Origin of the sequence: uncultured Fibrobacter sp. (genome assembly GCF_937877005.1) — a bacterium.
Taxonomy (GTDB): Bacteria; Fibrobacterota; Fibrobacteria; order Fibrobacterales; family Fibrobacteraceae; genus Fibrobacter.
This window is the reverse complement of the sequence record NZ_CALEFV010000161.1, coordinates 1-25,055: the sequence shown is the minus strand read 5'-3', so window position 1 is coordinate 25,055 and position 25,055 is coordinate 1. Positions and strand designations below refer to the sequence as shown.

Below are 25,055 nucleotides of genomic sequence, written 5' to 3'. Positions count from 1 at the left end.
CTTGCCGGATGTGCTGGTAAGAGGCCTGCAGTGGAACCTGTGGCGCAAGGTGCCGATGCTGCTGTCGAGGCTCCTCGCGATAGCCTGCGTGCTAAGTTCCAGCTTACGATTGTCCAGGATACGGCGGAGCAGGAACTTGATGCGGTGCTATTCTCGGTGCCGGGAAAACGCTATCGCATGGAACTTACGGGACCGCTCGGAATAGGTGTCGCTTCGCTCCTGTGGCAGGAAGAAGGCTGGCAGATGACTTTCCCGACGGAAAAGCTTTACATGAAGGGCGTCGGTTACATGGTCGGGCTCTTGAATAGCGATGCGCTTCCGATGGTGCACATTCACCAGGTCGCCGATATTTTTGACGGTCGCCTATTGCCCGAAGGTTTTGAGAAGGTCGCTCCGCCAGATGATTCGACGAAGGTCGATGGCGCCGTGTATGCCCGCGACAAGACGGGACGCCCGTTCTCTTTCATGAAGGACGGTTCGCGTGTTTCCTGGCTTTCTCGCCTGGGTGTCGGTGGCAAGACCGAAACGATTCGCTATTACGACTTCAAGGAATTTGAAGGGGTTGAGACACCGTCTAGAATCGTATTCGAATTGGATGGAAAGCGGTTCCTTGAAATTCGCATAAAGAAGGTTAATCGCAACAAGACCTTCAGCTCGGGAACCTGGCGCCTGAATATTCCGAAGAGTTTCAAGCGAGTCGGGGAACTTTCTGGGTCCTAAGCCTGCATTGCGGTCTGCTTCGGACTTTCTACTTTTGTAAATTATGGTTATGAAGTTAAATGCTAAGATTTTCGCATTGGTTTTTGGGCTATTCTCTTTTACGCCGTTGTTTGCGGTGGATACATTGCAGGTATACGCTATCCGCGTGCAGTTTGCTGAAGAAAAGCCGGACAATAGCCTTACGACAGGTACGGGACTTTTTGATTCCGACAAGGGAACGAAGGACAACTATAAGCTGGATCCTTCGGGAATGCGTAATGGCGCTCCCTACTGGGAAAAACATTTCGAGTTTGCGAATGCCTATTTTAACAAGGCTAGCAACGGAAATTTGGTGGTGACCTCCAAAATTTTTCCGCTATCATCTAGCGCCTACAAACTGAAAAAGCAGATTATTGATTACAATCGCACGAGCAGAATGGACGGCGAGAAGACGGCGGAATTTGACGAGGCCCGTAGCCGCGATTACCTGCAGTTTGTTTACGATGCCGTGATGGCGGCGCACGAGTCTGGCGAATCTCCTTTTAGCGAACCGCTTTCTAAGAATCCTAACGTAAAACGCGTGTTCATGATTATTCATGCGGGAGCGAGCAGGCTTGTTGACGGTGGTAGCATGGGGACGCGTGGCGCTGATACGCCGGGTGACTTTATGGATGTGTACATTAGCCGCGATGCCTGGGAGTACTTGCCCGATACGCTTGCTTCGGTGGCTGTCAGGCAGGTTAGCAAGGATTCGTCGGTGGTGGATGGCCTGGTGCTAAAGGATGCGGCGATTGATACTTTGCGCAGCATCATGATTACTAGCGAAACGGCATCGCAGGATGGACTCAACTGGGGTGTGAATGGAATTATCGTGAACCAGATTGCCCGTGAAATCGGACTCCCGAATACCTACGATGTGGTGAAGGGAATTAGCCGTCTGGGTTATTACGACATGATGGATTTTGCGGGCTACAATGCGGGCAATGGTTTCTTGCCATCGATGCCTGCGGCTTGGGGACGCGCCTATATGGGATGGACTCCGGTGAAGGAAGTTCGCCCCGTGGCGGGTAAGCCCGTGACGGTAAAGATTGCTGCAGCGGGAACGGGCAAGGGAACGGAAATCGTAAAGGTTCCTCTGAGCGCAAGTGAATATCTGCTGATTGAAAACCGCCAGCGTAGCTGGGACAAGAACGGAATGGTGAGCGTGACTCTCGGCGAAGCCGATGATAGCCGTGATACGATCATCAAGACGGTCCCGGTGGACAGCCTGAACCTCGTTTTTGAAGATAGCGTGTGCGTGAAGGGCTCCTGCAAAGTAAACAAGAAGAAGGCAAGCGGCATCATATTGGATGTGAGCAGCTTTGATGCAGGGCTCCCGGCGAGCGGAATTGTAGTGTGGCGTGTGAATGATTGGTACTTGCGCGAAACGCTGCAGTACGGTGTAGCGAACTTCTGGGGTGGAGACACCTTGCGAGATCACCAGTTTGGCATTTCGATGGTGGAAGCCGACGGGATATTAAGCATCGGCAAGACTTTCAAGAATGCTATTGGCGAAGATACTTACGACTACGGTTCGGGTACGGATCTGTTGCCGCATTTGCGCAAGCCTAGCAAAGATTCGAAGCAGAAGTTTGATACGGTAAAGACTATTGGGGCTACGGGATATGCGAATACCATGACGACTCAGGGGGGCTATACCGGAATCAAGATTACGGTTGCGGTTCCGAAAAATGCGCGCATCGAAAAGACGGAAAACAGTTTTATGGGCGATAGTGTCGTGAACTTCGCAGCCAACGAAATCAGTGTGACCATCAGTATCGATGACGGAAGCATTGATGGTGCCCAGTTCCCGCGCAATGTGGGGCTTGCATCTGCGGTGCGCGGGGCGGTGTTTGTGGATGATTCGGAACACGACGGAGAAAAGATTATCGTGGTGGGAGCAGAAGACGGTACATTGCAGGCTTTCGGCTCTTTAGGTGATACGCTCTTTGTTTCGGATACCTCGGTTATTCAGAGAAAAATATCGCAGAGGGATACCGCTGCCGAAGTTTCGCTGTACCGCGTGGGCGCAAGTTATGGCCCGTTGGTGGGCATGGCAAGCGACGGCAAGGATGTCTATAGTTTGCATAGGAATAAGCTTGTCAAGACATCGCTTACGGGAGGAGTTCCGGTGCAATACGACTATGCGATTGATTCCGCCCTGGCGGGGCCGGTGATTGTTGGCGGTGTGATTCGCTTTGCGACGGAAAAGGGACTTGTCTCTTTCAACAAGGCGGACGGGAAAATGAAATTGCTCGACGAACGTGGCGGCATTGACGATATCGTATACTGCGGAACGGTTGACGGAAAGGATGCGTTTGCCTATGCGACCGACAAGGGCGTCGCCTATGTGCAGGACCACGAAATCAAGTTGAATGGCAAAAATGGCGAGACATTCCGTCTGGCCTGCACTGACATGGACCGTGACGGCATTGTCGATGTCATTGCTGTGGGAAGTCGCGGAACCGTAACGGTATCGGGTATCGCCGATAGCAAGAATGTCCTCAACTGGACAAAGGCCTATAAACGCGGTGCCGCAGGCACTAGCGGTTTAAAGGATGAAACTTCGGGTATTGCCATCGGGGATATCAATGGCGACAAATATCCGGAAATCGTCTTCCTGGGCGATAACCTGGTGTACGCCCTCGATCGCTCGGGGCTTCCTATCACAGGCTTTCCGGTGAAGATTTCTCGCGGAACATCAATATATGGATTCTTTAGCGACCCTCTTCTCGTGGATGTGACGGGCGATGACTCTCCCGAAATTCTCGTACCGAGCAGTGATGGTCTAGTTTATGCCTATACCGGTAATGGAAAGAAGGCGACAGATGGGTTCCCCCTTTCGGCCGGAAGTTTTGAATATATCGATTCTACGAAGGCTTTGCAGCCGATGAGCATCTTTGTGGTGAATGCGGTTTCGGACAAGAAATCTGCAGGCCCGGAACTTTATGCCTTGCATCGCAGTAATCTGTCTGCCTACCGTCTGCGCAAGGCTTCGGAAGGTGCTGCGGAATCGGTTGCGGCATGGACGCTCCCGGCGGGTGGAAACGAACGCACCGGCTACTTTGACGCATCGCAACTTGGCGATGTGAAAAAACAGACCGCAAAGGATGAAATTTCTGAATTCTTCATGTTCCCGAATCCTGTCCGTGGTGGCAAAGCAAAAGCTCGTTTCGAAATTGGCGCTGCAGCAAAGAACGCCACCCTAGAACTTTATGACATTACGGGGCTTTGTGTATTCAAGGCTAAGATGAGTGACTTGGAACAAGGCCGCAATCAGTTTGAAAATCTTGATTTGAAACATCTCGGTTCCGATGTATACACGGCGCGACTCAAGGTGAAGTTCGAAAGCGGCAAGACCAAGCAGAAGCTTTATCGTGTCGGTGTAGTGAAATAGGGGAATATATGAAACCGTTTAAATTTAGCGTATTGTTGGCAAGTCTGTTCGCGCTCGTTTTTGTCGCGTGTACGGCAGACGGAGAGTCTATGGAAGACGAACGGATTGATCCTGGCGATGACATCAATCGAAACTCGAATAACGATGTTCCTACTTCGTCAAGTGGAAGTTCGGATGCTGGTGACGCGTCTTTGGATGATTACATTAAAATGGTGAGCGTGCCGGCGGTTAGGCTTGTGCGCAGTGCTGCCGACTTCGATGTGGACGAGTTCCTCATTAGCGAAACGGAAGTGACAAGGGGTGTCTATAGACAGGTGATGACTCCTAAGGAGAACCGGATTGCTGAAGACGATGCCTTGCCGATAACGGATGTTTCCTGGTATGGAGCGGTGCTGTTCTGCAATGCCCTTTCCAAGACGATCGGCGCAGATACTGCTTATGTGTACGATTCTGTAGGGGTCGATGGTAAACTGGTCGGCTTGAGAATTGCATACGATGTAGTCTCGGTCCGCTTGCCGACGGAAGCGGAATGGGAAGTGGCTGCTCGCGCAGGGACGAATACGACCTATTATTGGGGGACGGCAGAAGCCTCCAAATATGCGTATTATGCACAAAGTAAGGGCCCTGTGGAAGTGGCTCAGTATGAACCGAATGAGTACGGGCTTTATGATATGGGCGGCAATGTCGCCGAATGGGTGAATGACTGGTTTGGCGTCTATCCGACTTCGGCTAGTGAAAATTATACAGGTCCGAAAAATGGCGAGTATCGCGTTGTACGAGGTGGTGGCTGGTCTGACAAGGCTTCAGCACTTGCTTCGGGGGAACGGGACAAGAAAATTCCTCTGTATGCAGGACAAACCGTAGGGTTCAGGATTGTCTATTCGACGGGTTTCTAGGAGAAAACGCAGTCTTGATAATCCCTGAATTGCTAAATTGGAACTTATGAGTATTTTGAAAATGAAAGCCTATCTTTTGGGTGTTGCCCTTTCCTTCGCTGTTGTTGCAATTGCACTTGTTGGCTGTTCCGAAGAAAAATCGGAACCATTGCCGGACCTTCCGCCCATCGAAATCCCCAAGGAACTGCCGGGACTTTATTCGGGTCGCCTTCCTTGCGACGATTGTACGGCGAAGATGGTCCGGGTCACGCTTTCCGAAGATAATTCTGCAGAAGTGGTGCAGACGATAGTCCGGGATACGCTCGAAGTGGATACGCTCAGGGGAACCTTTGCGGCAAGCGATAGCGTTGTCACGATAGAACTTTCCGACAAGTCGATCCGCTGGAGTTTCTTGCGTGGCAAATTCGGTAATCTCGCTTACTTGACGAGTGCTGGTACCGTGTACGAAGACAAGGATGGCCTGCGTGCCGAGCTCATCAAGATTTTCAAAGTGGCTCCAGGAAAGAAAAATCCGACAAAGGATAGCGTAAAAATAGATAGCGATAAAACCGATAGTCTGAAGGAGTAGCGATGCAATGTACCGCACTTGTTGTAGATGATGAACCGCTAGCGCGTAAACGCATGCTGTCGTTGTTGGAACCCTATGCATCTGAAATAGATATTGTCGGTGAAGCGGGATCAGGAACTCAAGCGATTAAGGCTATTCAGGAGATGCTTCCGGATGTCGTATTCCTGGATGTCCAGATGCCGGACATGGATGCTTTTGAGGTGCTGCATTCCTTGCGGCCGGATGAAGTTCCCTTGGTCGTTTTTACGACGGCTTTTGATAATTTTGCGTTGAAGGCTTTTGAGGAAAATACTGTTGATTATTTGCTGAAACCGGTAGAGACCGAACGCTTGGCGACGGCTGTCGAAAAATTGCGTCGTATGATCCCGCAAGTGGATGACACGGCATTCCCTCCGGGATTCAGCTGGGAAAAATTGCGAAATCTGGTTGACATGAGTGACTTTTATCTGCAGCGCCTCCAGGTGAAGGTGGGCGACAGGATTCTGTTCGTGAATATCGATGAAGTCATTCGTTTTCACAGTGAAGAAAAGTATACGACGGTCTATACCGTGAATGGGTCGTATGTCATCGACACTCCGCTTGTTGAACTTGAAAAGAAACTTGATCCGAGGCGATTTACTCGCGTGCACCGTTCCCATATCGTGGCGATAGACTACATCGCCGAGTGCCGCAAGGGTGACGCTGGCCGCATGGTGATGATGCTTCGGGACAAAGCGGCAACTCAGTTGGTTGTGAGCCGTTCTTTGGTAAAAAAAATTCGTAACCTTTAATGATGTAATCTGATGGAACAGAAAGAAGAAAAGTTTTCGGCCGTGAAATTTTTGAAGGGACTTCTGAGGGAAATTGTGGTCCCGGTGGCTCTTGCCCTGATTGTGATTCAGTATGTAATCCAGGCTTTCCAGATTCCGAGCGGATCGATGGAGAAAAGCCTGCATACGGGAGACTTCTTGCTTGGTCTTAAGTTCACTTACGGCTCGCCGATTCCTTTTAGCAATCAGAAATTTCCTGGATATGCGCAGCCCGAGAAGGGCGATGTGGTGATTTTCCGCTATCCGGGTGAGCCGGAATATCCCGATGGAAATCCGGAACGCTATACGCACTTGTTCAATGCGCTTATGTTCGGAAACTTTTACTGGGACCACGAACCGAAAGGTGGCCAGCCGCATTTGGTCCATTATGCGGATGGCCCAAAGGACTATATTAAGCGGTGCGTGGCTGTGAGTGGCGATACGGTTGCCGTTCATAAGGGACGTCTCTACATTAATGGCGTAAGACAGGATACTCTGCCCGGTCGTGGCATGTGGACGGCGAGTGCGCGTACTTTCTCGCCTCGTGACGAAAGGGAAACTTTTGTGGTTCCTTCGGTGGGGGATACTTTTTATGTCGATTCTCTCCCGTTAGAAAAACTATGGTGGCTGCGTTCGCTGGTGGCGCAGGAAAATCCCGACGAAATCGTGACGCTGGATATTTCGCTGTGGCAGGATAGTACGGAAGTCAACAATTATGAATTTGAAAATTTTAGAATTCCTGTCGAGAATGACCGTGGCCTTGCGCTGAACGAGTATTTCCGCCGCAATCATGTCGTACTGCAGCAGCGTTTGATTCAGGGCGATACGGTTTCGGGAGCGATGTCCTTCTCTTACTTTAGGGAACTGGCCCGTATCGCTTACTTGCCGATGATTGATCCGAATATTCAAGGCGGTTTTACTCGTCAGGTGAGTTATGTCGCTTTTGAGGCTTCGTTGTTGCGCGATCTTGAGGGGAATGTCGCCTTGCTGAACAAGGCCGAAGAAGATATCGCGGGAACGGAAGAAAGGGTCGATGTCGATGCTCCTCAGGATGGAACGACGACGGTGGAAGGCGTTGCCGGCGACACGCTGGATGCCGCCCCGAAATCTAGGTTTGAAATCCGCCGCAGGTTGCTTCTCGGTGGAAAGCCTCTGGAAAGCTATGTCGTACAGACTCCGCAGTTCTTCATGATGGGTGATAATCGCGACAATTCTGCGGATAGCCGTTACTGGGGCTTTGTTTCGCTCCGTAATATCCGCGCCAAGGCATTTGTCATCTACTTCTCGTTTGATAATGATGATCAAACATTCTCTCTTGGAAATCCGTTTACCTGGTGGCGCCTGCCGTTCAAGATTCGTTGGAACCGTCTTGGCAAGATCATTCACATGATAGACTGATGAAGTTCGTTGCTCCATTATACGCCCTTGCGGCCTTGTTGCTTATTGCCTGTGCGACACAGGTGGCTCCTAGTGGTGGCCCCGAAGACAAGCTGCCGCCGCGTGTGGCCGGCGTGTATCCAGCTCCGAATACGACGAATCATCCGAATGAGCTCATGGTGAAATTGGAGTTTGACGAATGGATCAATGCATCGATTCCGCGCGGTGCCGTATCGATATCCCCGCCGATAGACAAGAAGCTGCGTTTCGAGGTCAGTGGTAGGACCTTGCTGCTGACTTCGCGAGCCGTTCTTGATACGGGAACGACTTACACGATTACTTTTGCGGGTGGAATCAAGGACTTGCATGGGAATGCGCTTGCAAAGCCTTTCCAGGTCGTATTCTCGACGGGTTCTGTCATTGATTCGCTGACAGTTTCGGGACGCGTCTTGGTGAACCAAGAAATGTCGCGCAAGAAGGAATACCCGAGCGTGGGTCTGTTTTTGATGGGGGCGGAGCGTAAGTCGAGACATTATCTTGACAAGTTCCGCGATTCGACGACGAAGGAAATTGGGGCGGAACCGATGCTGTTGAAGGAACCGCCACTCTATGTGACTCGTGCAGACAGCGCGGGACACTTTACCTTGACGGGGCTCAAGGCGGGGCATTACCGCGTCGTGGCTTTTATGGATGGTAACGGAAACCAGAAGGTGGAACTTTCGACGGAACAGGTGGGGCTCTGGACTGGAGATCTTCTGCTGACTGCGGAATCGAGCGATACCTTATGGCTTGCCGTGGCCGATATGGATTCAACAAAGCTTGAGCTGGAATCAGTGAGTCAGCCTTTTGCGAATGTGCTTGAAGCGAGCTTTTCACGTAACGTGTATTTTGATTCGACTTTTGCCGATACGACTAATTGCAGCTTGACCTCTCCCGAGAACAAGAAAATTTATCCGAAGAAGGTCTATCTCGGTTCCAGTTCCAATAAGCCTCAGTTCTATTTTGATCCTGCACCCAAAAAAGAGATCCTTTATAAATTTGCCTGCAATACCGCGAAAGATTCCCTTTTCCGTCCGCTTGATACGCTGCATAACGAGGTTGAATGGGAATGGCTTAAGATGGAATCCGATACGCTTCCGCCTGCTGTAAAGGGCGTGAAGGCGCTTTCCAAGGCGAAGGTGCTTTTCCCGGACGATTCGTTAGTGGTGTACTTTGACAAGCCAAAGCTGGATTCGCTTACCGAGACGTTTTACCTGTCGGTAAATAAGGATACGATACAGGTACAGGTGAAACAAATTGATCCGGTGCGCTTTGTTGTTGAAAAGCCGGCTCCGTGGGGAACCGATGTAGCGATAAGCTTCCTGAAAGGATACATGGACACGACCCTGGCTGCGGCCGATAGCAGCGGCAAGCGCGATACGGTTATCGAACTGAAGTATCAGCGACTTCAGAAGTTTGAAACGGTGAGCAAGCTTAAGCTCGCTAAATTGAAGGGGACTATTCCGGGAGGAAATTCCAAGGCGATGGTGCGTCTGCTTTCGGCTGAAACGGGAATGTATTATTTGGAACGTTGCAGGGAAGATGGCAGTTTCGTATTTGACGACTTGGTCGAAGGTGCATACCTGATGGATTACTATTTCCCTGAGGAGGGGAAAGATCTGCCCGATGGTGGTGCTGTCGAGCCTTTGCGGTATGGTTCCGCATGGCGAGCCATTGATGATACGCTCAAGGTTACAAACGGCGAAAATGCCCTTGAAAGTCTTACTGAACATATACCTTCGTTGAAGTGAACGGGTATTTGCTGAGTGTGAGTGAATTTATAGAGGAACTACATGCAAAATCAGAAATCTTTTGTTGCAATAGACCTTGAAACGACCGGTCTCGATTTCGAAAAAGACGAGATTATTGAAGTGGCGCTTGTCCGCTTTGAGAACGGTGTTGAAACGGAGTCTGTGGATTACCTAGTGAAGCCGGTTTCGGCTGTGTTGCGTCCTTTTATCGAAAGTTTGACGGGTATCAGCAATGCCGATATTGAGAATGCCGAGCCGTTTGCCGCCGTAGCGGGTAAGATTTTTTCGTTTATTGGCGATTTACCGATTGTTGCTCACAATGCGATGTTCGATTCCAAATTCCTCAAGCAGACATTCGCGAAGGTGGGAATCTCTTTTGACGATCATCCGGTATGGGATTCTTTGACGGTGTCTCGTATAGCCTATCAGAATGTGTCGAATCACCGTCTGGACACTCTCGTTCAGGAACTGGGAATTGAGCGTAGCCGCGCACACCGCGCCCTTCCCGATGCTGTTGCCTGCGGCCGCCTTTTTGTAATGGCTCTGGATAAGATTGCCGACAGTGATCCGTGGCTTGTCGGAGTGCTGTCGAAGATTGCGAAGGGAAGCGATTGGGAACGCGTGTGGTCCTCTGTGGAGTCGGATGAGGACAAGCCCGTTTACCGCTTGCCCGATGTCCCGCTAGAAGATGTTCCTGCAAAGGGCAAGGTCCCGCGCGTGAGCGAGTTCTTTGCTGAAGACGGCCTTTTGTCGCAGAAGGTCGAGAAGTTCCAGCAGCGTCATGACCAGAAGGATTTTGCTTCGGTAGTGGAACGCAACATGTACAAGGGCGGCCTTTGTATTTTGGAGGCTCCGACGGGTTCTGGAAAGACTCTAGCCTATCTCGTGGCTGCGGCGAACAAGGCCGTGTCGGGCGAACGCGTTGTGATTAGTACGGCGACTCGCGCCCTTCAGGAGCAATTACTGAAAAGCGATATTCCGCTGATTGAGGGCCTGTACGACGGCTTGCTGAAACCTGCCGTGCTCAAGGGTCGCGAGAATTATTTATGCGTACGCAAGTTCGAGGAAATTATGAAGGCTCCTCGCAATTTGTTGACGCCAGATGAAATAGATTCCTTTATGGCTATTGTGCCATGGGCCTACACTACCGAAACGGGCGACGTAAACGAATGTAATTCCTTTAGTCAGGGCCGTAATCGCGTTTTGTGGTCCAAAATGGCAAGTTCCGCAAAATCCTGCCTTGGCGATAAGTGCCCCTATTATGGGAAATGCCCGGCTCTCGCTGCTAAGCGTCGTGCCATGAACTCGAACTTGCTGTTAGTGAATCATTCGCTATTCCTTGCAGACCTTTCGCTGGATTTTGCGCTTTTGCCGTTGTATGAGCATATTGTTTTTGATGAAGCCCATCGCCTTCCGCAGGTGAGTAGCCAGGCATTCGGCCGTACGGTGTCGTTCTTTGCGCTTCGTAACATCATCAAGACTCTAGTTCCGTCCCGCAACCGTGATGCAGAAAACCGAGATGGTCTGATTGCTGAAATTGAAGCCCGCATTCCTGCAGAAGAGACGGAGCTGCACGCACTATGTGTAAACCTGTCGGAGTCGCTTTGCGAAACCGAGAAGGCTCTACACCGGTTCTTCATGAAGATTGGCAAGAAGCTTGCAAAGCAGAAGAACAACCGTAACGGATATTCTTACGTGTCGGGAATTCTCGCTGATTACGATGCTGATCCTGCCAACTTTATGGATCAGGGGCTCAATGTTATCAAGCTTGCGGAAACCTTGTCGAATTCCTTGCGTAACTTGGACAAGGAATCGGGACTTCTGAGTGACTTGAACGGTCGCATGACGGAACTGTCACGATTCCTGCAGGATTTTGAGTTCCTGGTGAAGGCGGGACGCGAAGACTGGGTGTTCTTTATGGAAGAACCCTTCAATCCGCATACGATTAAGCTGCATGCATGTCCGCTCAGCGCAAGTGGCCCATGGAAGGAAAAGTTCTATCCTTGGATCAAATCGGCGACATTTACTTCGGCGACGCTTTCTGTGCAGGGAGAATTGGGTTACTTTATTAAAAAAATGGGAATGGATGCCCTGGAGGGAAAGAAGAATCCGTTCGTTCGCGTTTATGCCGATTCGCATGCCAAGGATTCCCGCCAGTCGGTAATTGTTGCAAAGTATCTGCCCAAGCCTTCTGTACCTGAGTACAATGATTCCGTGAACGAAACGCTTTGCGCGTTGTTGCCGGATGTTTCCGAGAATACGATGGTGCTGTTTACGAGTATTTCTGCGATGATGAAGGCGCAGGCTGCACTTGCCCCCGTATTTGCCGCAAGGGAAAAATTACTCCTTTGCCAGCATGTAGATGGTGCTCTCGACGGTCTCGTGGCAATGTTCCGCAAGTCGCGTGGCGCATGCCTGCTCGGTTGCCAGAGCTTGTGGGAAGGAGTCGATTTCCCGGGTGATGCGCTCAAATTGCTCGTCATTCCGAAACTGCCGTTCCCGAATCCTGTCGATCCGTTAGTTGCGGGAATCACGAACAAGATGAAGGCTGAAGGCCAGAATGCCTTCAAGGAATTTTTTGTACCGGAAGCCTATATGGAATTGCGTCAGGGACTCGGTCGTCTGATTCGGTCCGAAGAGGATTCTGGCAAGGTGTTGATTCTTGACAACCGTGTCGTGACGGAACACTACGGTAAGAGTTTTATGCGCATCTGGAACAGTAAGCAGATACTGGCCGGATCCGTAGACGAAGTGAAAGCTGCTCTGAAGTAGATGTTCGCAGCCTACGCTCTGCGTCCTGACATTTATTTTTCTATATTTGGCCACCCTACGAAGGGTGAATTAGATGTTTGATTTGAACGCTTTTTTTGACGGGATGTCCAAGCCGTTGCTGCGTAATGCGCATGCAAAGGCTTTTGGCCACAAGGGCCTTTTGAACAATGCCTTGATTCAGGATGAAACGCTATCATTCTATAGTGACAAAAAGCGCGCGATAGAAGCTTTTGAAAAAATGGAATTGTGGCAGCGTCGCTGCCTTAACTTGATTTATGATAGCGCATCCAGAGGACTTACCTTTAACGAACTGCGTCTGGCGGTGCCTGTTAGCAAGACTCGAGAATTGCAGACATTCCTGCTGAACATGTGCCGTGAATTTTTCCTATGGCGCTCTCCGTCTACCAGTACGACAGTTTATTACGGATTCTCGAATTTTGAAGGCTGCTTCAGCTTGCCGATAACATCTGCCGAGTGCTCGGCCAAGGTTGTTGGCGTCGCTTATCAAAATTTGGTGGATTGGCATATTTGCCAAGTGCTCGCACTTGCGTTGCAGGGTGAGCTCAAGGTGAACAACAGCAATCTGATGCATCGTCGCAGCTTTCAGGTTTGCGTGGACGCCTTCTCAACGGCCCACCGTATTTCCGAAAAGGCTGCCGAGGCTGAGCTGTCGTTGATTTTCAACTTCATGCTCGGCAATGGTTGGATCGAGCAGCAGGACTCGTGCCTTGTTCCCTCCGAAAAGGCTCTAGATTTTATTCGTAAGAACGGTTTCCGCCTGCATCAGGATCTTTTGTCATGGTGGCTCAAGGAACGTTTCCGTGGTGATCGTAGCCACTGCGTCCGCTTGCTTCGCAAATTGGATGGTACGGTTTCTGCCATGGATGCGTCGTATCTGTTCTGGAGTCTTGATCCGACATTCAGGTTGCAGGAAAAGATGGGGGATGTCGCCTGGGAATTTCTTCCGCGTCCGCTTCGTGAAATGTGGATTCTCGGTCTGCTTCGTTTCAACATGAACGGTTCCAAGATTCAGTCTGTTTCCTTGGAACAGTCGGCGAAAGATTGGATTGAGTCGTCGATTGCATCGATTCCGGAGCAGAACATTTCCTGTCTCCCGAATTTTGAACTGGTTGCCTCGACGGGGACCTCGCCTCGCGTGCTGCTTTTGCTCGCATGCCTTGCCAAGGTGGAAAACGACGAGACCTTCCTGCGATTTTCCCTGGACCGCGACTCGTACCTGCGCGGCTTGAAGAGCGGCATCGCCGAATCGGAAATTGAAAATTTCAAGAACTGGCTTAAGCCCCCTGTAAACGTGGAATCGACGATTGCGGAATGGAATTCGGCCTATTATGGAGCCCGCGTGCAGACCGTCCGTTTGCTCAAGATTGAAAGTTCGGACGTGGTCGAAGAATTGTCGCGCTTTCCGCAGTTTATGGACTGTACCTTGGAGCATATTCCTAATTACGGCTTTATCCTGAAACCCGAAATGGAGTCCCGTGCCTTTGAAATCCTGACGAACTATGGCTACTGTCCATCGGTCGAAAGGAGCGATGAGGGCCGTTCTGCGGCTCCGACGGAAGAATGGCGCAAGGACTTTGTCGCCGTCTGGCCTGAAGCGAAGGCTCCTGACTACGAACTGAAGGATGTTTCCGGGAACGAATCCTCTGCGATAAATTCGACCAAGTATGGCAATACGTACCAGCGCCTGAGCCAGTTTGACCTGGTCAAGGTTCTGCGCTATGCCAAGACCATGGGGAACCTTATCGGAGCCAAGATTAGGAATCCGGCTAGACGTGGCGAGAAGGAGTTTGAGAGAAACTTCTTCGTGCATGCGCTAAAGCTCGCGAAGAGCCCGCAGGTAATCGAAATTCAGCCCTATGGTAGTGAAGAGTCGGAGTTTATAGACCTTTCATTCATTCAGGAAGTCAAGGTCTATAACGGCAAGCAACCCTAAGTAAATGAATTGCCCGCATAGCAGCGGGCTTTTTTAAGGCAAGGTCTGCGCGAATCCCGCAATGTCGATGAGCTCCTGCAATTCGAATTCGTCAATGTAGGCTTCCATGCCACGTTCCTTATCGCCGAAATTCACCTGATACCAGAAGGTGGGCGTTTCTTCGCGGGCGCGTTGCCCGATATAGGCGGGCGCTTCATAATAGGGGGCGAAGTTGATGCGCTTGCCGTCGCTTCCGTGACATGGTCTGCAGTTCTGGTAGAACAGCTTTTCGCCGCGCTTGATGTTTGCTCCCTTGATTTTGCCGTCCTTGTCGAGCAGCTTATAGACAAGAAGGGCCATGCGGGCGTCTTCCCGGGTGAGCGTGTCGCCCGGGGACCCCGGCAGGGGGGCCTTTGCAGGGGCTGAATCGTCGGCAAAGGCGCAGACGCCCAGCAGCAGTCCGTATGCCAGGAATAGCGTCAGTCCCGTCAATGTCCATTTACCCCGATTCATGAGAAACAATGTAGAAAAAGACGAAAAGACTTTACTATCATTTTCCCCATGAAATATCTATCTCGTCTTTGGGCGTCGCTTGCCCTGGCTACGGCGTCATTTACTTTTGGAGCGGAGGTCCTCGTGAATCAGTTCTCTGAAAACCTGTTGTTTAGCGGCCGTTGGGAACATGGCAAGGAATACAGCCGTACGAGTGCGCCTGCCGCCATGGTGCAATTCAATGCATCGGCGAAAGAACTGTCCTTTGAGATTGAGGGCGAAGGCCGCTTCCGCCTTGACGAAGATGGCAAGTTGGTGACGATTTTCACGACGAACAGCCGAGCCGTTTCCAAGATAAAGCTTTCCGGTGATGGAGCGGTCCACCGTTACCGTCTGATCAAGATTAACGAGAGCAATCCCGGTGGCGTACGCCTGTACAAGGTAGCGACGGATAAGTCGGGGAAGTTTGCGGCCCCTCCGAAGCATGCGAACCGTCGTATCGAGTTTATCGGTGACTCCTTTACGGTGGGTTTCGGTAACGAGGGTGAGAATGGTCAGGATGAATCGCTCCTTTTTGAAAAGACGAACGCGTCCAAAAGCTATGCGTTCTTGCTTGCCGACGGTTATAAGGCCGATTTCCAGGTGAACGCCTTTAGCGGCCGCGGTCTTGTGCGCAACTACGACAACATCGTTCCTGACTGGACCATTCAGCGCCTTTACGAGTATACGGTTCCGGGCGAGGCTCCGGGGGATGTTGCCAATGGGGTGGACGATGCTTCGATTCGTTATGATTTTGATAGCTTTCATCCGCAGGTCATAGTCCTCTTTATCGGAATCAACGATTTCCAGGGAAACCCACCTTATGGTGACAAGGGGGCTTTCAGGAAGGCTTATGCGAATTTGCTTGAAAAACTTCGCAAGGCCCACCCGGGTGTCAAGTTTGTGCTAGTGTCTACCAAGATTTGGCCCAATGATGACCTTATTCCGACTGTCAAGGCCGTATACGATGCTGAAATTGCGGCTGGCAGGAAGGATTTGGAATTCGTGACGGTCCAGACGGACAATACGGCGCTTTTGGGACACCCGAATCTTCATTCGCATCAGGATATGGCGCAGACCTTGCGCCCCATTGTGGGACGCCTTGGTAAGTGGCTTTCTAGATAAATTTGCTCTTTTTGGGGCAATCGGCTGCCATAATGAGTGCAATTTGGGTTGACTTTTAGGGCTTTTTTATATATTTAGGTTAGGTTAGACTCTAGGAAAGTTCTTATGTCCAGATTATTGGAAAAGATATACATGCTGTTCAGGATGAATGTCTTGATCTTTGTGCTTTTGGCCGTTACGGTCATAGCGCTCTTGGCGTATCAGAATGGTCTGGACGATATCGAATATATCCGCTTGTCCAAGTATGCCTATGTCGAGGCGGAAAGTGACTCCGTTGTCGGTGGAACCTCTGTCGTGCAGCTTACCCGTACCGATTCGACGATTATCGTCGATTATGAACTGAAGGAAGGGTATGCGTATCCGTATGTGGGCCTTAAGATTTTCCTGGGTGCAGAAGGTTCCGCTCCCGACAAGGAACTGGTGCATGGCCGCGATCTCTCCCACTATGACAGTGTTTTCGTGTGGGTGAAACCCCGTGGCGAAGGCTCCGTTCGTCTTTACATGCGTAATTACGACAGTACCTTCTCGAAGCCGGGCGACGAATCTTCTCTCAAGTTCAACGAAATTGAATTCTTCCCGCTGGAAGAGACCTATCCGGCAGTGTTCGTTCCGAACGAATTCCGTGTTGCGGGCTGGTGGGTTGCGCAGAACAACATTAACGTTCACAAGGCAGGCGTCGATCTCTCCAATGTTTCCTTCATCGAAATCCAGACGGGTACCAATGCCCCGCTTGGCTACGGAACACTCGAAATCAGGGGCCTTTGCTTCAAGGGAAAGGTTATTTCCAAGGTCAATCTAGTGACGACTCTCGTTGCGCTCTGGTTCGTGACCTTCCTTATAATCCTTGTCATCCGCTTCTTTGACTATAGCCGCGAACGCGCCTACAACAAGAAAAAGCGCGAAGAACTTGAAAAGAACCTGCGTGCTCTTGAAATCGAGATGAACGATTACAAGAAGTCCAGCCGCGAGGACCCGTTGACGGGATGTCTCAACCGTGCGGGCTTCAGTAGCGTGCTGATGCGCGAACAGGAAAACCAGAACAAGAATGGCAGTTCCGTCTCGTTCATCATGCTTGACATTGACCATTTCAAGGAAGTGAACGACACTTACGGCCATAACGTGGGCGACGAAGTCCTGGTGAATCTCTCCAAGCTTATTCATGGAAAGATTCGTAACAGCGACAGCCTCGTGCGCTGGGGCGGCGAGGAATTCGTTATTCTCTGTGGAGAGACTCCCTTGCAGAGTGCCCAGATCCTTGCCGAAAAGCTCCGCCTTGAAATCGAAAATGCGCAGCTGATCAAGCAGCAGAAGATTACGTGCTCCTTTGGCGTGACAGAGATGATTGCGGGCGAGGATCCCAAGCGTCTCTTCGACCGGGCCGACAAGGCCATGTACGATTCCAAGGAAAATGGACGCAACCGCGTTACCATTGCCATTTCCAAGCGTGCAAGGTAGTTTCTTCTGGGGAAGCTCCCTATGAAATTGCCACTTACCCTCCTATTTCTGTCGCTATTGCTCCTTTCCTGTGCGAACCGGGTTCCAGAACCTGATTTTCGTCCTCTCCAGCTGCGCTGGAAGATTGCCGAGGGTGAGGATGAATCCCTTATGCCCCGCAAGGACAACTGCGTGATTTTGCTCACTTCGCGCTTGATGGGGGAGTCTGCGGTACAGGGGTCCTCCATTGACGAAATTAGCTACGACGTAACGATATCTAGGAATCTCGAAAACTCCGAAATCCTTGAATTTGAAGGAATTTGCAGGGATTTGACCATAATGGACAAACCGGAGTGCAAGTGGCATGCCAGCTGCGACCAGGACCTAAAAACTGTTGTAAAATTCCACAACGGAGATTAGTCCGGCAGCGTAGGTTTTTGGTAGTCAAGGATTTATCTTTTTAGGTATGAAGCAGATTTTTGAATATACCGACTATCGGGAATGGTTGCGCGATGCCTTTGACGACTTTAAACAGAGAAAGACTGTCATTTCTTGGCGTTACATGGCCATGAAGATGGGGGCCGATCCAGGCAACCTGCTTCGCGTGTCTCAGGGCAAGATCCACTTGCCGTTGAGCCTGATTAAGCCCGCGGCCGAGTTCTTCGAACTGGAGGGCAAGGAAGCCGATTACTGGGCCGAGATGGTATACTTCGGTCGTGCAAAGACCGATGCCGACGCTCTTCAGCATTACGAGCGCATGCAGGCGCTCAAGGGCGTCTCGCTCAAGCTTTTGCAGAAGAAGGAACTAGAGTTCTACCGCCACTGGTACTACAACGCGATTCGTTCCGTCATCGGTATTTGCAAGTTCAAGGACGATTACCAGGGCCTTGCCGAGAGCTGTACCCCGAACATTTCCGAAAAGGAAGCCCGCGACGCGGTCAAACTGCTTTCGGACTTGAACATGATTTCGACGGACCGCGATGGCTACTGGAAGGTCAACGATACCTTTGTGAGTACCGGTGGAAACTGGCGCTCGCAGGCTGTGCGCGCGTTTCAGCATGAAACCATCCGTCTCGCTGACGAGTCCTTGGACCGCCACCAGCCGTTCCTTAGAGACATTAGTACGGTCACCATGACTTTTTGCATGGATGATATTCAGTTGCTTCGCGAAAAGATAAACGCTTTCCGTGAAGATTTACTACGTTTATCTCAAGAAGGGACGGATGATGACACTGTGTTCCAGTTGAATATCCAGATGTTCCCGCTCGCGTTCACTAAACCTCTAAAGGAGAAAGAAAAATGAGAAGACTGTTTTTTCTTTTGCCTCTAGTAGTAGGCTTGGTCGCCTGTTCCGATAAGGGAGACGACGTTGCCGGTGGACCGGGTAGCATTACTACCAATGGAATTGCGCTTGTCGATGGCCGTGCCGCATCCTATGCGACGGTGGCTCTTCGCAAGGTTGATTTTAAGGCTGAAGAACCTGTCGAAAAGAACGCGCTGGTGGAGGCCGACATCTATGCCGATGAAAACGGCATGTTCAATCTGGATATTCCGGCCGAAGGAAAGTATCGCCTGACAGTGGTGCATGACGGCGTGGCATATTCTAGAATTGTGAAGCACGGAGACTTTGCCGAGGTGGGCGAGGCTACTAGACCGGATACGGTGAAGCTCGATCCGACGGCCGTGATGGCCGGTGTCGTGGATATTCCCGAAGGCTCGTCCGCGGTCTGGGTCGGTGTCGTCGGAATGGATGTTCTCGTCAAGACTGATGAACGCGGCTGGTTCGCGCTTCCGTCGCTCCCGGCGAACGATTCTCTGAAGCTTTATTTCATGAATGAGGACTTTGACCAGAACCTGGGCGAGGAATCCGTCTACATGATTCCGAGGGAATCTGCGATGAAGGATTACCGCATTGAAAAGGTCAACCCGGATACAACTTCCCGGGATTCGCTGCCAAAAATTGTTGCTCTCTTGGACGATGGGACTCCTGCCGCCTATGCGACAATCGCTCTTCGCGCAGCAGATGCAATGGTTGATGATTATGTTGTCCGTAACTCGATGGTGGAGTCCGATTTGCGCGCCGATGGTCAGGGCCGTTTTGACTTGGACTGGCCGGACAAGGGAAATTTCCGCCTGACGGTGACGACGGATGGCTATGCGTTCTCCAAGGTGTTTGCCGCAAAGGATCTTTCGAAAATCGATACATTGCGCCTAGATGCGACCGCTTCGATTTCGAGCAAGGTGACACTTCGTTCTAGCTTCGAATATTTGTGGGTGGGTGTCTATGGGCTTGATCTTTTAGTCAAGACGAATGACTTGGGAGCCTATGTACTTCCGAATGTTCCAGCGAATGATTCCCTTGAAATCTACTTCGTGATGGCCGATAGCACCAAGGCCTTGTACAAGGAATGGAACGCGGTAGGGGAACCTTATAGTACCGAATTCCTGAGCCCCGTGATGGTGCTACAGGATTTCGAGGGCGATGTGAACGGCTGGTATTTGAATTCGGATTCGCTCAAGAAGGGAACCGTCATTTCGGCATCCAGTGTCAAGGATGGTATCGAATATGATTCTGATCGCAAGTCCAAAGTGTTCCACAGTGAGTATAAACTTGCCGATGACGATTACGCGTGGGTGCTGGTCGGCTCTTCGTTCGATCATTACATGAACTTCTCCGCAATCGATTCCGTCGTGTTCTATGCAAAGGGCGATGGCAACATTAGGCTCTCGCTTGAAAACTATATCGATCCGACGAAGAATCTGAAGGCTGCAACCGAATGGATTTCGCTTTCATCGGAGTGGCAGCGCATTAGCGTGAACCCGGCGGAACTGTGCGTGGGTAGCGCCACCGACGAAAGCTGCTTCACTACCTGGAGTACCATCAAGGATTATGTCAAGCAGTTCCATATTTTTGTGCAGGATGGCACCGAATTCTACATCGACGATGTGACGCTTTATGGCGCCTTGTTCTAGACTGCTTATACTTTTTTCTTACATCGGAAAGACGCCCGGCTAGGGCGTTTTTTTATTGTGTTTTAACACATGTAGAAGTGCTGTTTTGATATTTCTAGACTTGTGTGAAACTCTGAATTTAAGTATCTTTGTACATATGGAAAATCTTGAAAAAGAAGCATCTGTTGCTCTTGATTACCTTTCCCGCATTTCTAAGGAAGCGGAAAAGAAGTTTGATGAATTTTTGCCGCCCGTGTCCGACCGTCCGGAAAGGCTCCACGAGGCGATGCGCTACTCGATGTTTGCAGGCGGTAAGAGACTCCGTCCGGCACTTGTTCGCGCTGCGTTTGACATGTTCGGTGGAAAGGGCAACTCGGTGGATTACGCCATGAGCGCCCTTGAAATGATCCACACCTTCTCCCTCATTCACGATGACCTGCCCTGCATCGACAACGATGACTTTAGGCGCGGAAAGCCCACGAGCCATAAGCAGTTCGGCGAGGCTACAGCCGTCATGGCGGGCGATGCCCTTTGCGTTTTGGCTTTTGAACTGATGGGCAAGACGGGCAATGCGAAGGCGATCGAAGTGCTTGCGCACCTGCTCAGCACCTACGGCCTTATCGGTGGCGAAATGATCGACATCGAGTGCGAAGGCAAGAAGGTGGACCTTGATACGGTCGATTACATCCATTACCACAAGACGGCGGCCCTCATCGAGGCGGCTCTCCAGGTGGGTGCGATGCTTGCCGGTGCCGACGACAAGTCTATCGAGGCTATCCGCGACTACGGCCGCGCCATCGGCCTTGCGTTCCAGATAGTGGACGACATTCTGGACATCGTTTCTACGACAGAGGAACTGGGCAAGGATGCCGGTTCCGACATCGAAAAGGGCAAGGCAACGTACCCGGCTCTCGTGGGGCTCGAAAAGTCCCGCGAGCGAGCGCATGAACTGTACGAGGAATCGCTCAAGGCTCTGGATGGCCTCAAGTGCGATACCACGATCCTGCGCTCCATAGCCGCATTCATCATCACCAGGGTTAAATAATGGACCTTAAGAATATCAAGTCCCCCCAGGACATAAAGCATTGCTCGGTGGAGGAGCTTTATAACCTGGCGTCGCAGATCCGCTCGACCATCATCGGTCAAGTGGCGAAGCATGGCGGTCACCTGGCTTCTAGCCTGGGTGTCGTGGAACTGACGCTTGCCTTGCATTACGTGTTCAATGCGCCCGACGATAAGATCGTGTGGGATGTGGGACATCAGGCTTACGTGCACAAGCTTTTGACGGGACGTTTCGACCGTTTCGAGACGCTTCGCCAGCAGGGTGGCATTTCCGGATTCTTGAAGAGGAACGAAAGCGAGTACGACTGCTACGGCGCCGGACACGCGACGACCTCTATTTCTGCAGCCCTCGGCTTTGCCGTGGCGCGCGACCACTTCAAGCGCAAAAACAGCGTGGTCGCAGTCATCGGTGACGGCTCCATGACGGGCGGTATGGCTTACGAAGCCATCAACAACGCCGGTCTTTCGAAGCAGAACATGACCATCATCTTGAATGACAACAAGATGAGCATTGCCCCGAACGTAGGTAACTTCAGCAAGTACCTGAACAGGGTGATTTCGGATCCGGTCTACAACAAGATGCGCTCGGACCTGGATCGCCTGATGACGCGCCTTCCGGGCGTACTCGGTTCTAGGTTCCGCGATTTGTTCTTGCAGGCGGAACGTGCCGCGAAGACTGCGGTGAAACCGGGCCGTTTCTTCGAGGACCTCGGTATCCGCTACTTTGGTCCGATCGATGGTCACGACATCAATGAACTCATTATGCTGTTGCAGCGAGTCAAGGAACAGCCGGGCCCGTGCCTGGTGCATATCCTGACCGAGAAGGGACGCGGACTTGATGCGGCCGTGAAGAACCCGACCAAGTGGCACGGTATTGGACCTTTCGACCCCGAAAGCGGACTTCCGCTTTCTCCGGGTAGCCCGAACCCGTCTTTGACTCATGTGTTCGGACAGACGCTTCTGGAACTTGCGAAGAAGGACGAACGCATTATCGGCATTACGGCCGCCATGCCTACAGGTTGCGGCATGGATATCGTGGCAAGGGAATTGCCGGATCGTGTGATTGACGTGGGCATTGCCGAAGAACATGCGCTCACGTTTGCCTCGGGCCTCGCCTGCGATGGCGTGGTTCCGGTGGTCGCGATTTATTCGAGCTTTATGCAGCGCGCCTACGACCAGATTATGCACGACATCGCCTTGCAGAACTTGCATGTGGTGATGGTGCTTGACCGGGCGGGGCTTGTCGGCGCCGACGGCCCGACCCACCATGGCGCGTTCGACTTGTCTTACCTGCGCACGGTGCCGGGCATTACCATCTTGGCGCCGAGCAACGAAAACGAACTGCGCGACATGGTGCGCGCGTCTATCGACATGAAGGGCCCTGTCGCGATTCGATATCCGCGCGGCACCGCCCTCGAAGAACACCTGAAGCCCGCTCCCGAAACCGTGGACGTGAGGCTTCCGAAGGTTCTGGAAGAAGGCAAGGACATCTTGCTCTTGGGGGCAGGGTTCATGACAAACGAACTCAAGAAAACGGCTGCCGTCCTCCGCGAAAACGGCATGAACCCGACTCTCGTGGATGCACGCATTGTCAAGCCGCTGGATACCGAGGTTTACCGCAAGCTCTTTGATGCGCACAAGACGATTGTGACCCTCGAAGACAATACGCTGGTGGGTGGTTATGGATCTGCCGTGGGTGAACTGCTCATGGATCTTGGTTACACCGATAAGCGTCTGCTGCGCTTCGGCCTGCCGGACCATTTTGTGGAACAGGGCGAAATACCGGCCTTGTTCAAGCTTTTGAAAATTGACGGGGAATCCGTCGCCAAACAAATCATGGAAAAAGTATGAGTGAAGAAAATAACAACAAACGCACCGTAAAAGTGACCCTTGACCGTAAGTTCGGCGTGAGCGAAAAGCCTGACCGCCGTCCGCGTCGTGATGATGACCGCGACGAACGCGGTGGCCGTTCTTTCGACGACCGTAAGGGTGAACGCAAGAGCTTTGGCGATAGGAAGTTTGGTGACCGCGAAGGCCGCTTTGATCGTGAACGTCGTCCGCATCGCGATGGTGATGACCATGGTTCCTTCGGTCGACGCGAAGGCCGCCGTCCGTTCGGTGACAAGGGTCGCTTTGGTGGCGACCGCCGCCCACGCCGCGAATTTGCTAATGCCGGTGCACCGGTTTACCGTCAGCGTCCGGAACAGAAAGAAGAAGTTGTCGAAGAGGTCTTGGACGAGGCCGCACTCGAAGCCCGCGTGGCCGCTGCAGAAGCGAGCGAAGATGCTAGCTTCAATCCGCCTTGGTTCAAGAAACTTTTGTCCCTCACTACTGAAAAGGGCCGAGACCGCGAAGGCCGTTTCCTGGGTGAAGGCGTGCATGTGGTACAGGAACTGGTCAGCCATCATCGTGAAATCGTTCTAGGCGTGTACGTGACTGAATCCTTCGAGAACGAAGCCTTGATCGAAGAAATCAACGAAGCGGAAATCAAGCTGAATATTCTGACCGATGAACAGATGAAGCGTCTTTCTTCGACTGTGACGACGCAGGGGATTATCGCTGTCGCTCGCATTGCGAGCAAGAAGCCCGTATACGAAACAAGCCGTAGCGTGATTACTCTCGTGGATGCGGTGCAGGATCCGGGTAACCTCGGTACGTTATTCCGCACAAGCCTTGGCTTCGGTTCCGATGGAATGATCCTTGGCCGTGGTACCGTGAGCCCCTTCAATCCGAAGGTGGTACGCGGTTCTTCGGGAACTTTCCTGCGCGTGCCTTTCGAATTCGGAGTGGATCTAATTGACCAGATCAACTTTTTGCGCAGCAAGGGTTACACCATTATCGCAACTGACTTGCACGCCAAGCAGTCGCTGCGCCAGATTCCTTCGAATAAGCTTCGTAAGATGGCGTTCCTGGTGGGTAACGAAGGTGCCGGAACCAATCCGTACTTCATCGAGCTTGCCGACGAAACGGTGAAGATTCCGATGAGCAGTGAACTCGAATCCCTGAACGTCGCTGTCGCTCACGGTATCCTCAGCTACGAAGCTGCACAGATTCAAGAGGAACTTAAGTAATGAACTTTCAGGCCCGTTTAGAAGAACGTATCGCGAAGTGCGGTAATCCGATTTGCCTCGGCATGGATCCGGTCATGAAGCTGATTGACCCATGCTGTCCCGAAGGTTCCGCCGAAGACAAGATCAAGCGTTTCTATTCCGAAATTCTGGAATGCGGCCTCAAGCGTAACGTGATGCCCGCCGTGGTGAAGCCGAATAGCGCCTATTACGAGTGCGTGAGCGTGCAGGCGATGCTCGTGCTGCAGCAGTTGATTGCTGATTATCGCAGTGCCGGTATCCCCGTTATTTTGGATGCCAAGCGCGGTGATATCGGTAAGTCCAGTGCCGCTTACGCAACTGCCGCCTATGACGTGTACAAGGCGGATGCCGTGACGGTTTCTCCGTGGATGGGCGCCGATTCCGTGGGTCCGTTCATTCGCGAAAATTCCGAAAACGGAGCCTACGTGCTGCTCCGCACGAGCAACAAGGGCGCCCATGATTTCCAGGATTTGCCTGTGTCCCGTAGCGACGACCCGCGCGACGTTGCCGAAGCCTTCTATTCCGTGGCCGACAAGATCATGGAATGGGACGCTAACCTCGGTTATCTCGGTGCCGTCGTCGGTGCGACCCATCCCGAAGAAC

At 51.7% G+C, this 25,055-nt stretch carries 19 protein-coding genes; 18 read left to right on the top strand and 1 reads right to left on the bottom strand.

Going from position 1 to position 25,055, the window contains the following annotated elements; all coding sequences use genetic code 11:
* Positions 1-30 precede the first annotated feature (30 nt).
* From Q0628_RS07640 to Q0628_RS07600, 9 genes are all read left to right on the top strand, one after another.
* Positions 31-720 (top strand): hypothetical protein, encoded by a 690-nt coding sequence (locus tag Q0628_RS07640; protein ID WP_298769740.1) that lies wholly within the window; start codon positions 31-33, stop codon positions 718-720.
* 49 nt (positions 721-769) lie between these two features.
* Positions 770-4,135, top strand: coding sequence for a hypothetical protein (locus tag Q0628_RS07635; protein ID WP_298769738.1), 3,366 nt, complete (start codon positions 770-772; stop codon positions 4,133-4,135).
* Positions 4,136-4,143: 8 nt separating this feature from the next.
* Positions 4,144-5,031, top strand: coding sequence for an SUMF1/EgtB/PvdO family nonheme iron enzyme (locus Q0628_RS07630; RefSeq protein WP_298769736.1), 888 nt, complete (start codon positions 4,144-4,146; stop codon positions 5,029-5,031).
* Positions 5,032-5,077: 46 nt separating this feature from the next.
* On the top strand, positions 5,078-5,599 hold the full coding sequence (locus tag Q0628_RS07625; protein WP_298769734.1) for a copper resistance protein NlpE N-terminal domain-containing protein: 522 nt from the start codon (positions 5,078-5,080) through the stop codon (positions 5,597-5,599).
* Between the two features lie 2 nt (positions 5,600-5,601).
* Positions 5,602-6,369 carry a LytTR family DNA-binding domain-containing protein gene (locus tag Q0628_RS07620; RefSeq protein WP_298769733.1) on the top strand — a complete coding sequence of 256 codons (768 nt, stop codon included), beginning with the start codon at positions 5,602-5,604 and terminating at the stop codon, positions 6,367-6,369.
* Positions 6,370-6,381: 12 nt separating this feature from the next.
* Positions 6,382-7,785: a signal peptidase I gene (lepB, locus tag Q0628_RS07615; RefSeq protein WP_298769732.1), complete on the top strand. Its 1,404-nt coding sequence runs from the start codon at positions 6,382-6,384 to the stop codon at positions 7,783-7,785.
* A complete protein-coding gene (locus tag Q0628_RS07610; protein ID WP_298769730.1) occupies positions 7,785-9,554 on the top strand; it encodes an Ig-like domain-containing domain in 1,770 nt (589 codons plus the stop codon). Before lepB ends, Q0628_RS07610 begins: the two co-directional genes overlap by 1 nt.
* 42 nt (positions 9,555-9,596) lie before the next feature.
* On the top strand, positions 9,597-12,326 hold the full coding sequence (locus Q0628_RS07605) for a helicase C-terminal domain-containing protein (RefSeq protein ID WP_298769728.1): 2,730 nt from the start codon (positions 9,597-9,599) through the stop codon (positions 12,324-12,326).
* 73 nt (positions 12,327-12,399) lie between these two features.
* Positions 12,400-14,280: a hypothetical protein gene (locus tag Q0628_RS07600; RefSeq protein ID WP_298769726.1), complete on the top strand. Its 1,881-nt coding sequence runs from the start codon at positions 12,400-12,402 to the stop codon at positions 14,278-14,280.
* Between the two features lie 33 nt (positions 14,281-14,313).
* Here Q0628_RS07600 and Q0628_RS07595 read toward each other — a convergent pair whose 3' ends face one another.
* Entirely contained in the window at positions 14,314-14,772 is a 459-nt protein-coding gene (locus Q0628_RS07595; RefSeq protein ID WP_298769724.1) for a cytochrome c, read from the bottom strand.
* Positions 14,773-14,820: 48 nt separating this feature from the next.
* On the opposite strand from Q0628_RS07595, the gene Q0628_RS07590 reads away from it, so the two are divergent.
* The 9 genes from Q0628_RS07590 to pyrF all read left to right on the top strand — a co-directional run.
* Positions 14,821-15,915 carry a GDSL-type esterase/lipase family protein gene (locus Q0628_RS07590; protein ID WP_298769722.1) on the top strand — a complete coding sequence of 365 codons (1,095 nt, stop codon included), beginning with the start codon at positions 14,821-14,823 and terminating at the stop codon, positions 15,913-15,915.
* A 105-nt stretch (positions 15,916-16,020) separates the two neighbouring features.
* On the top strand, positions 16,021-17,370 hold the full coding sequence (locus tag Q0628_RS07585; RefSeq protein WP_298769720.1) for a GGDEF domain-containing protein: 1,350 nt from the start codon (positions 16,021-16,023) through the stop codon (positions 17,368-17,370).
* 21 nt (positions 17,371-17,391) lie between these two features.
* A complete protein-coding gene (locus Q0628_RS07580; protein ID WP_298769718.1) occupies positions 17,392-17,769 on the top strand; it encodes a hypothetical protein in 378 nt (125 codons plus the stop codon).
* A gap of 46 nt (positions 17,770-17,815) precedes the next feature.
* On the top strand, positions 17,816-18,652 hold the full coding sequence (locus Q0628_RS07575; RefSeq protein ID WP_298769716.1) for a TIGR02147 family protein: 837 nt from the start codon (positions 17,816-17,818) through the stop codon (positions 18,650-18,652).
* The gene (locus Q0628_RS07570; protein WP_298769714.1) at positions 18,649-20,322 is read left to right on the top strand and encodes a hypothetical protein; all 1,674 of its coding nucleotides are present in this window, start codon (positions 18,649-18,651) and stop codon (positions 20,320-20,322) included. Before Q0628_RS07575 ends, Q0628_RS07570 begins: the two co-directional genes overlap by 4 nt.
* A gap of 136 nt (positions 20,323-20,458) precedes the next feature.
* Entirely contained in the window at positions 20,459-21,346 is an 888-nt protein-coding gene (locus tag Q0628_RS07565) for a polyprenyl synthetase family protein (RefSeq protein WP_298769712.1), read from the top strand.
* Positions 21,346-23,214 (top strand): 1-deoxy-D-xylulose-5-phosphate synthase, encoded by a 1,869-nt coding sequence (dxs, locus tag Q0628_RS07560; RefSeq protein WP_298769710.1) that lies wholly within the window; start codon positions 21,346-21,348, stop codon positions 23,212-23,214. The genes Q0628_RS07565 and dxs overlap by 1 nt, the downstream gene beginning before the upstream one ends.
* Positions 23,211-24,434: an RNA methyltransferase gene (locus Q0628_RS07555; RefSeq protein ID WP_298769708.1), complete on the top strand. Its 1,224-nt coding sequence runs from the start codon at positions 23,211-23,213 to the stop codon at positions 24,432-24,434. Before dxs ends, Q0628_RS07555 begins: the two co-directional genes overlap by 4 nt.
* A partial coding sequence (gene pyrF / locus Q0628_RS07550; protein WP_298769706.1) for an orotidine-5'-phosphate decarboxylase occupies positions 24,434-25,055 on the top strand: 622 nt, incomplete at its 3' end. The genes Q0628_RS07555 and pyrF, both read left to right, overlap by 1 nt.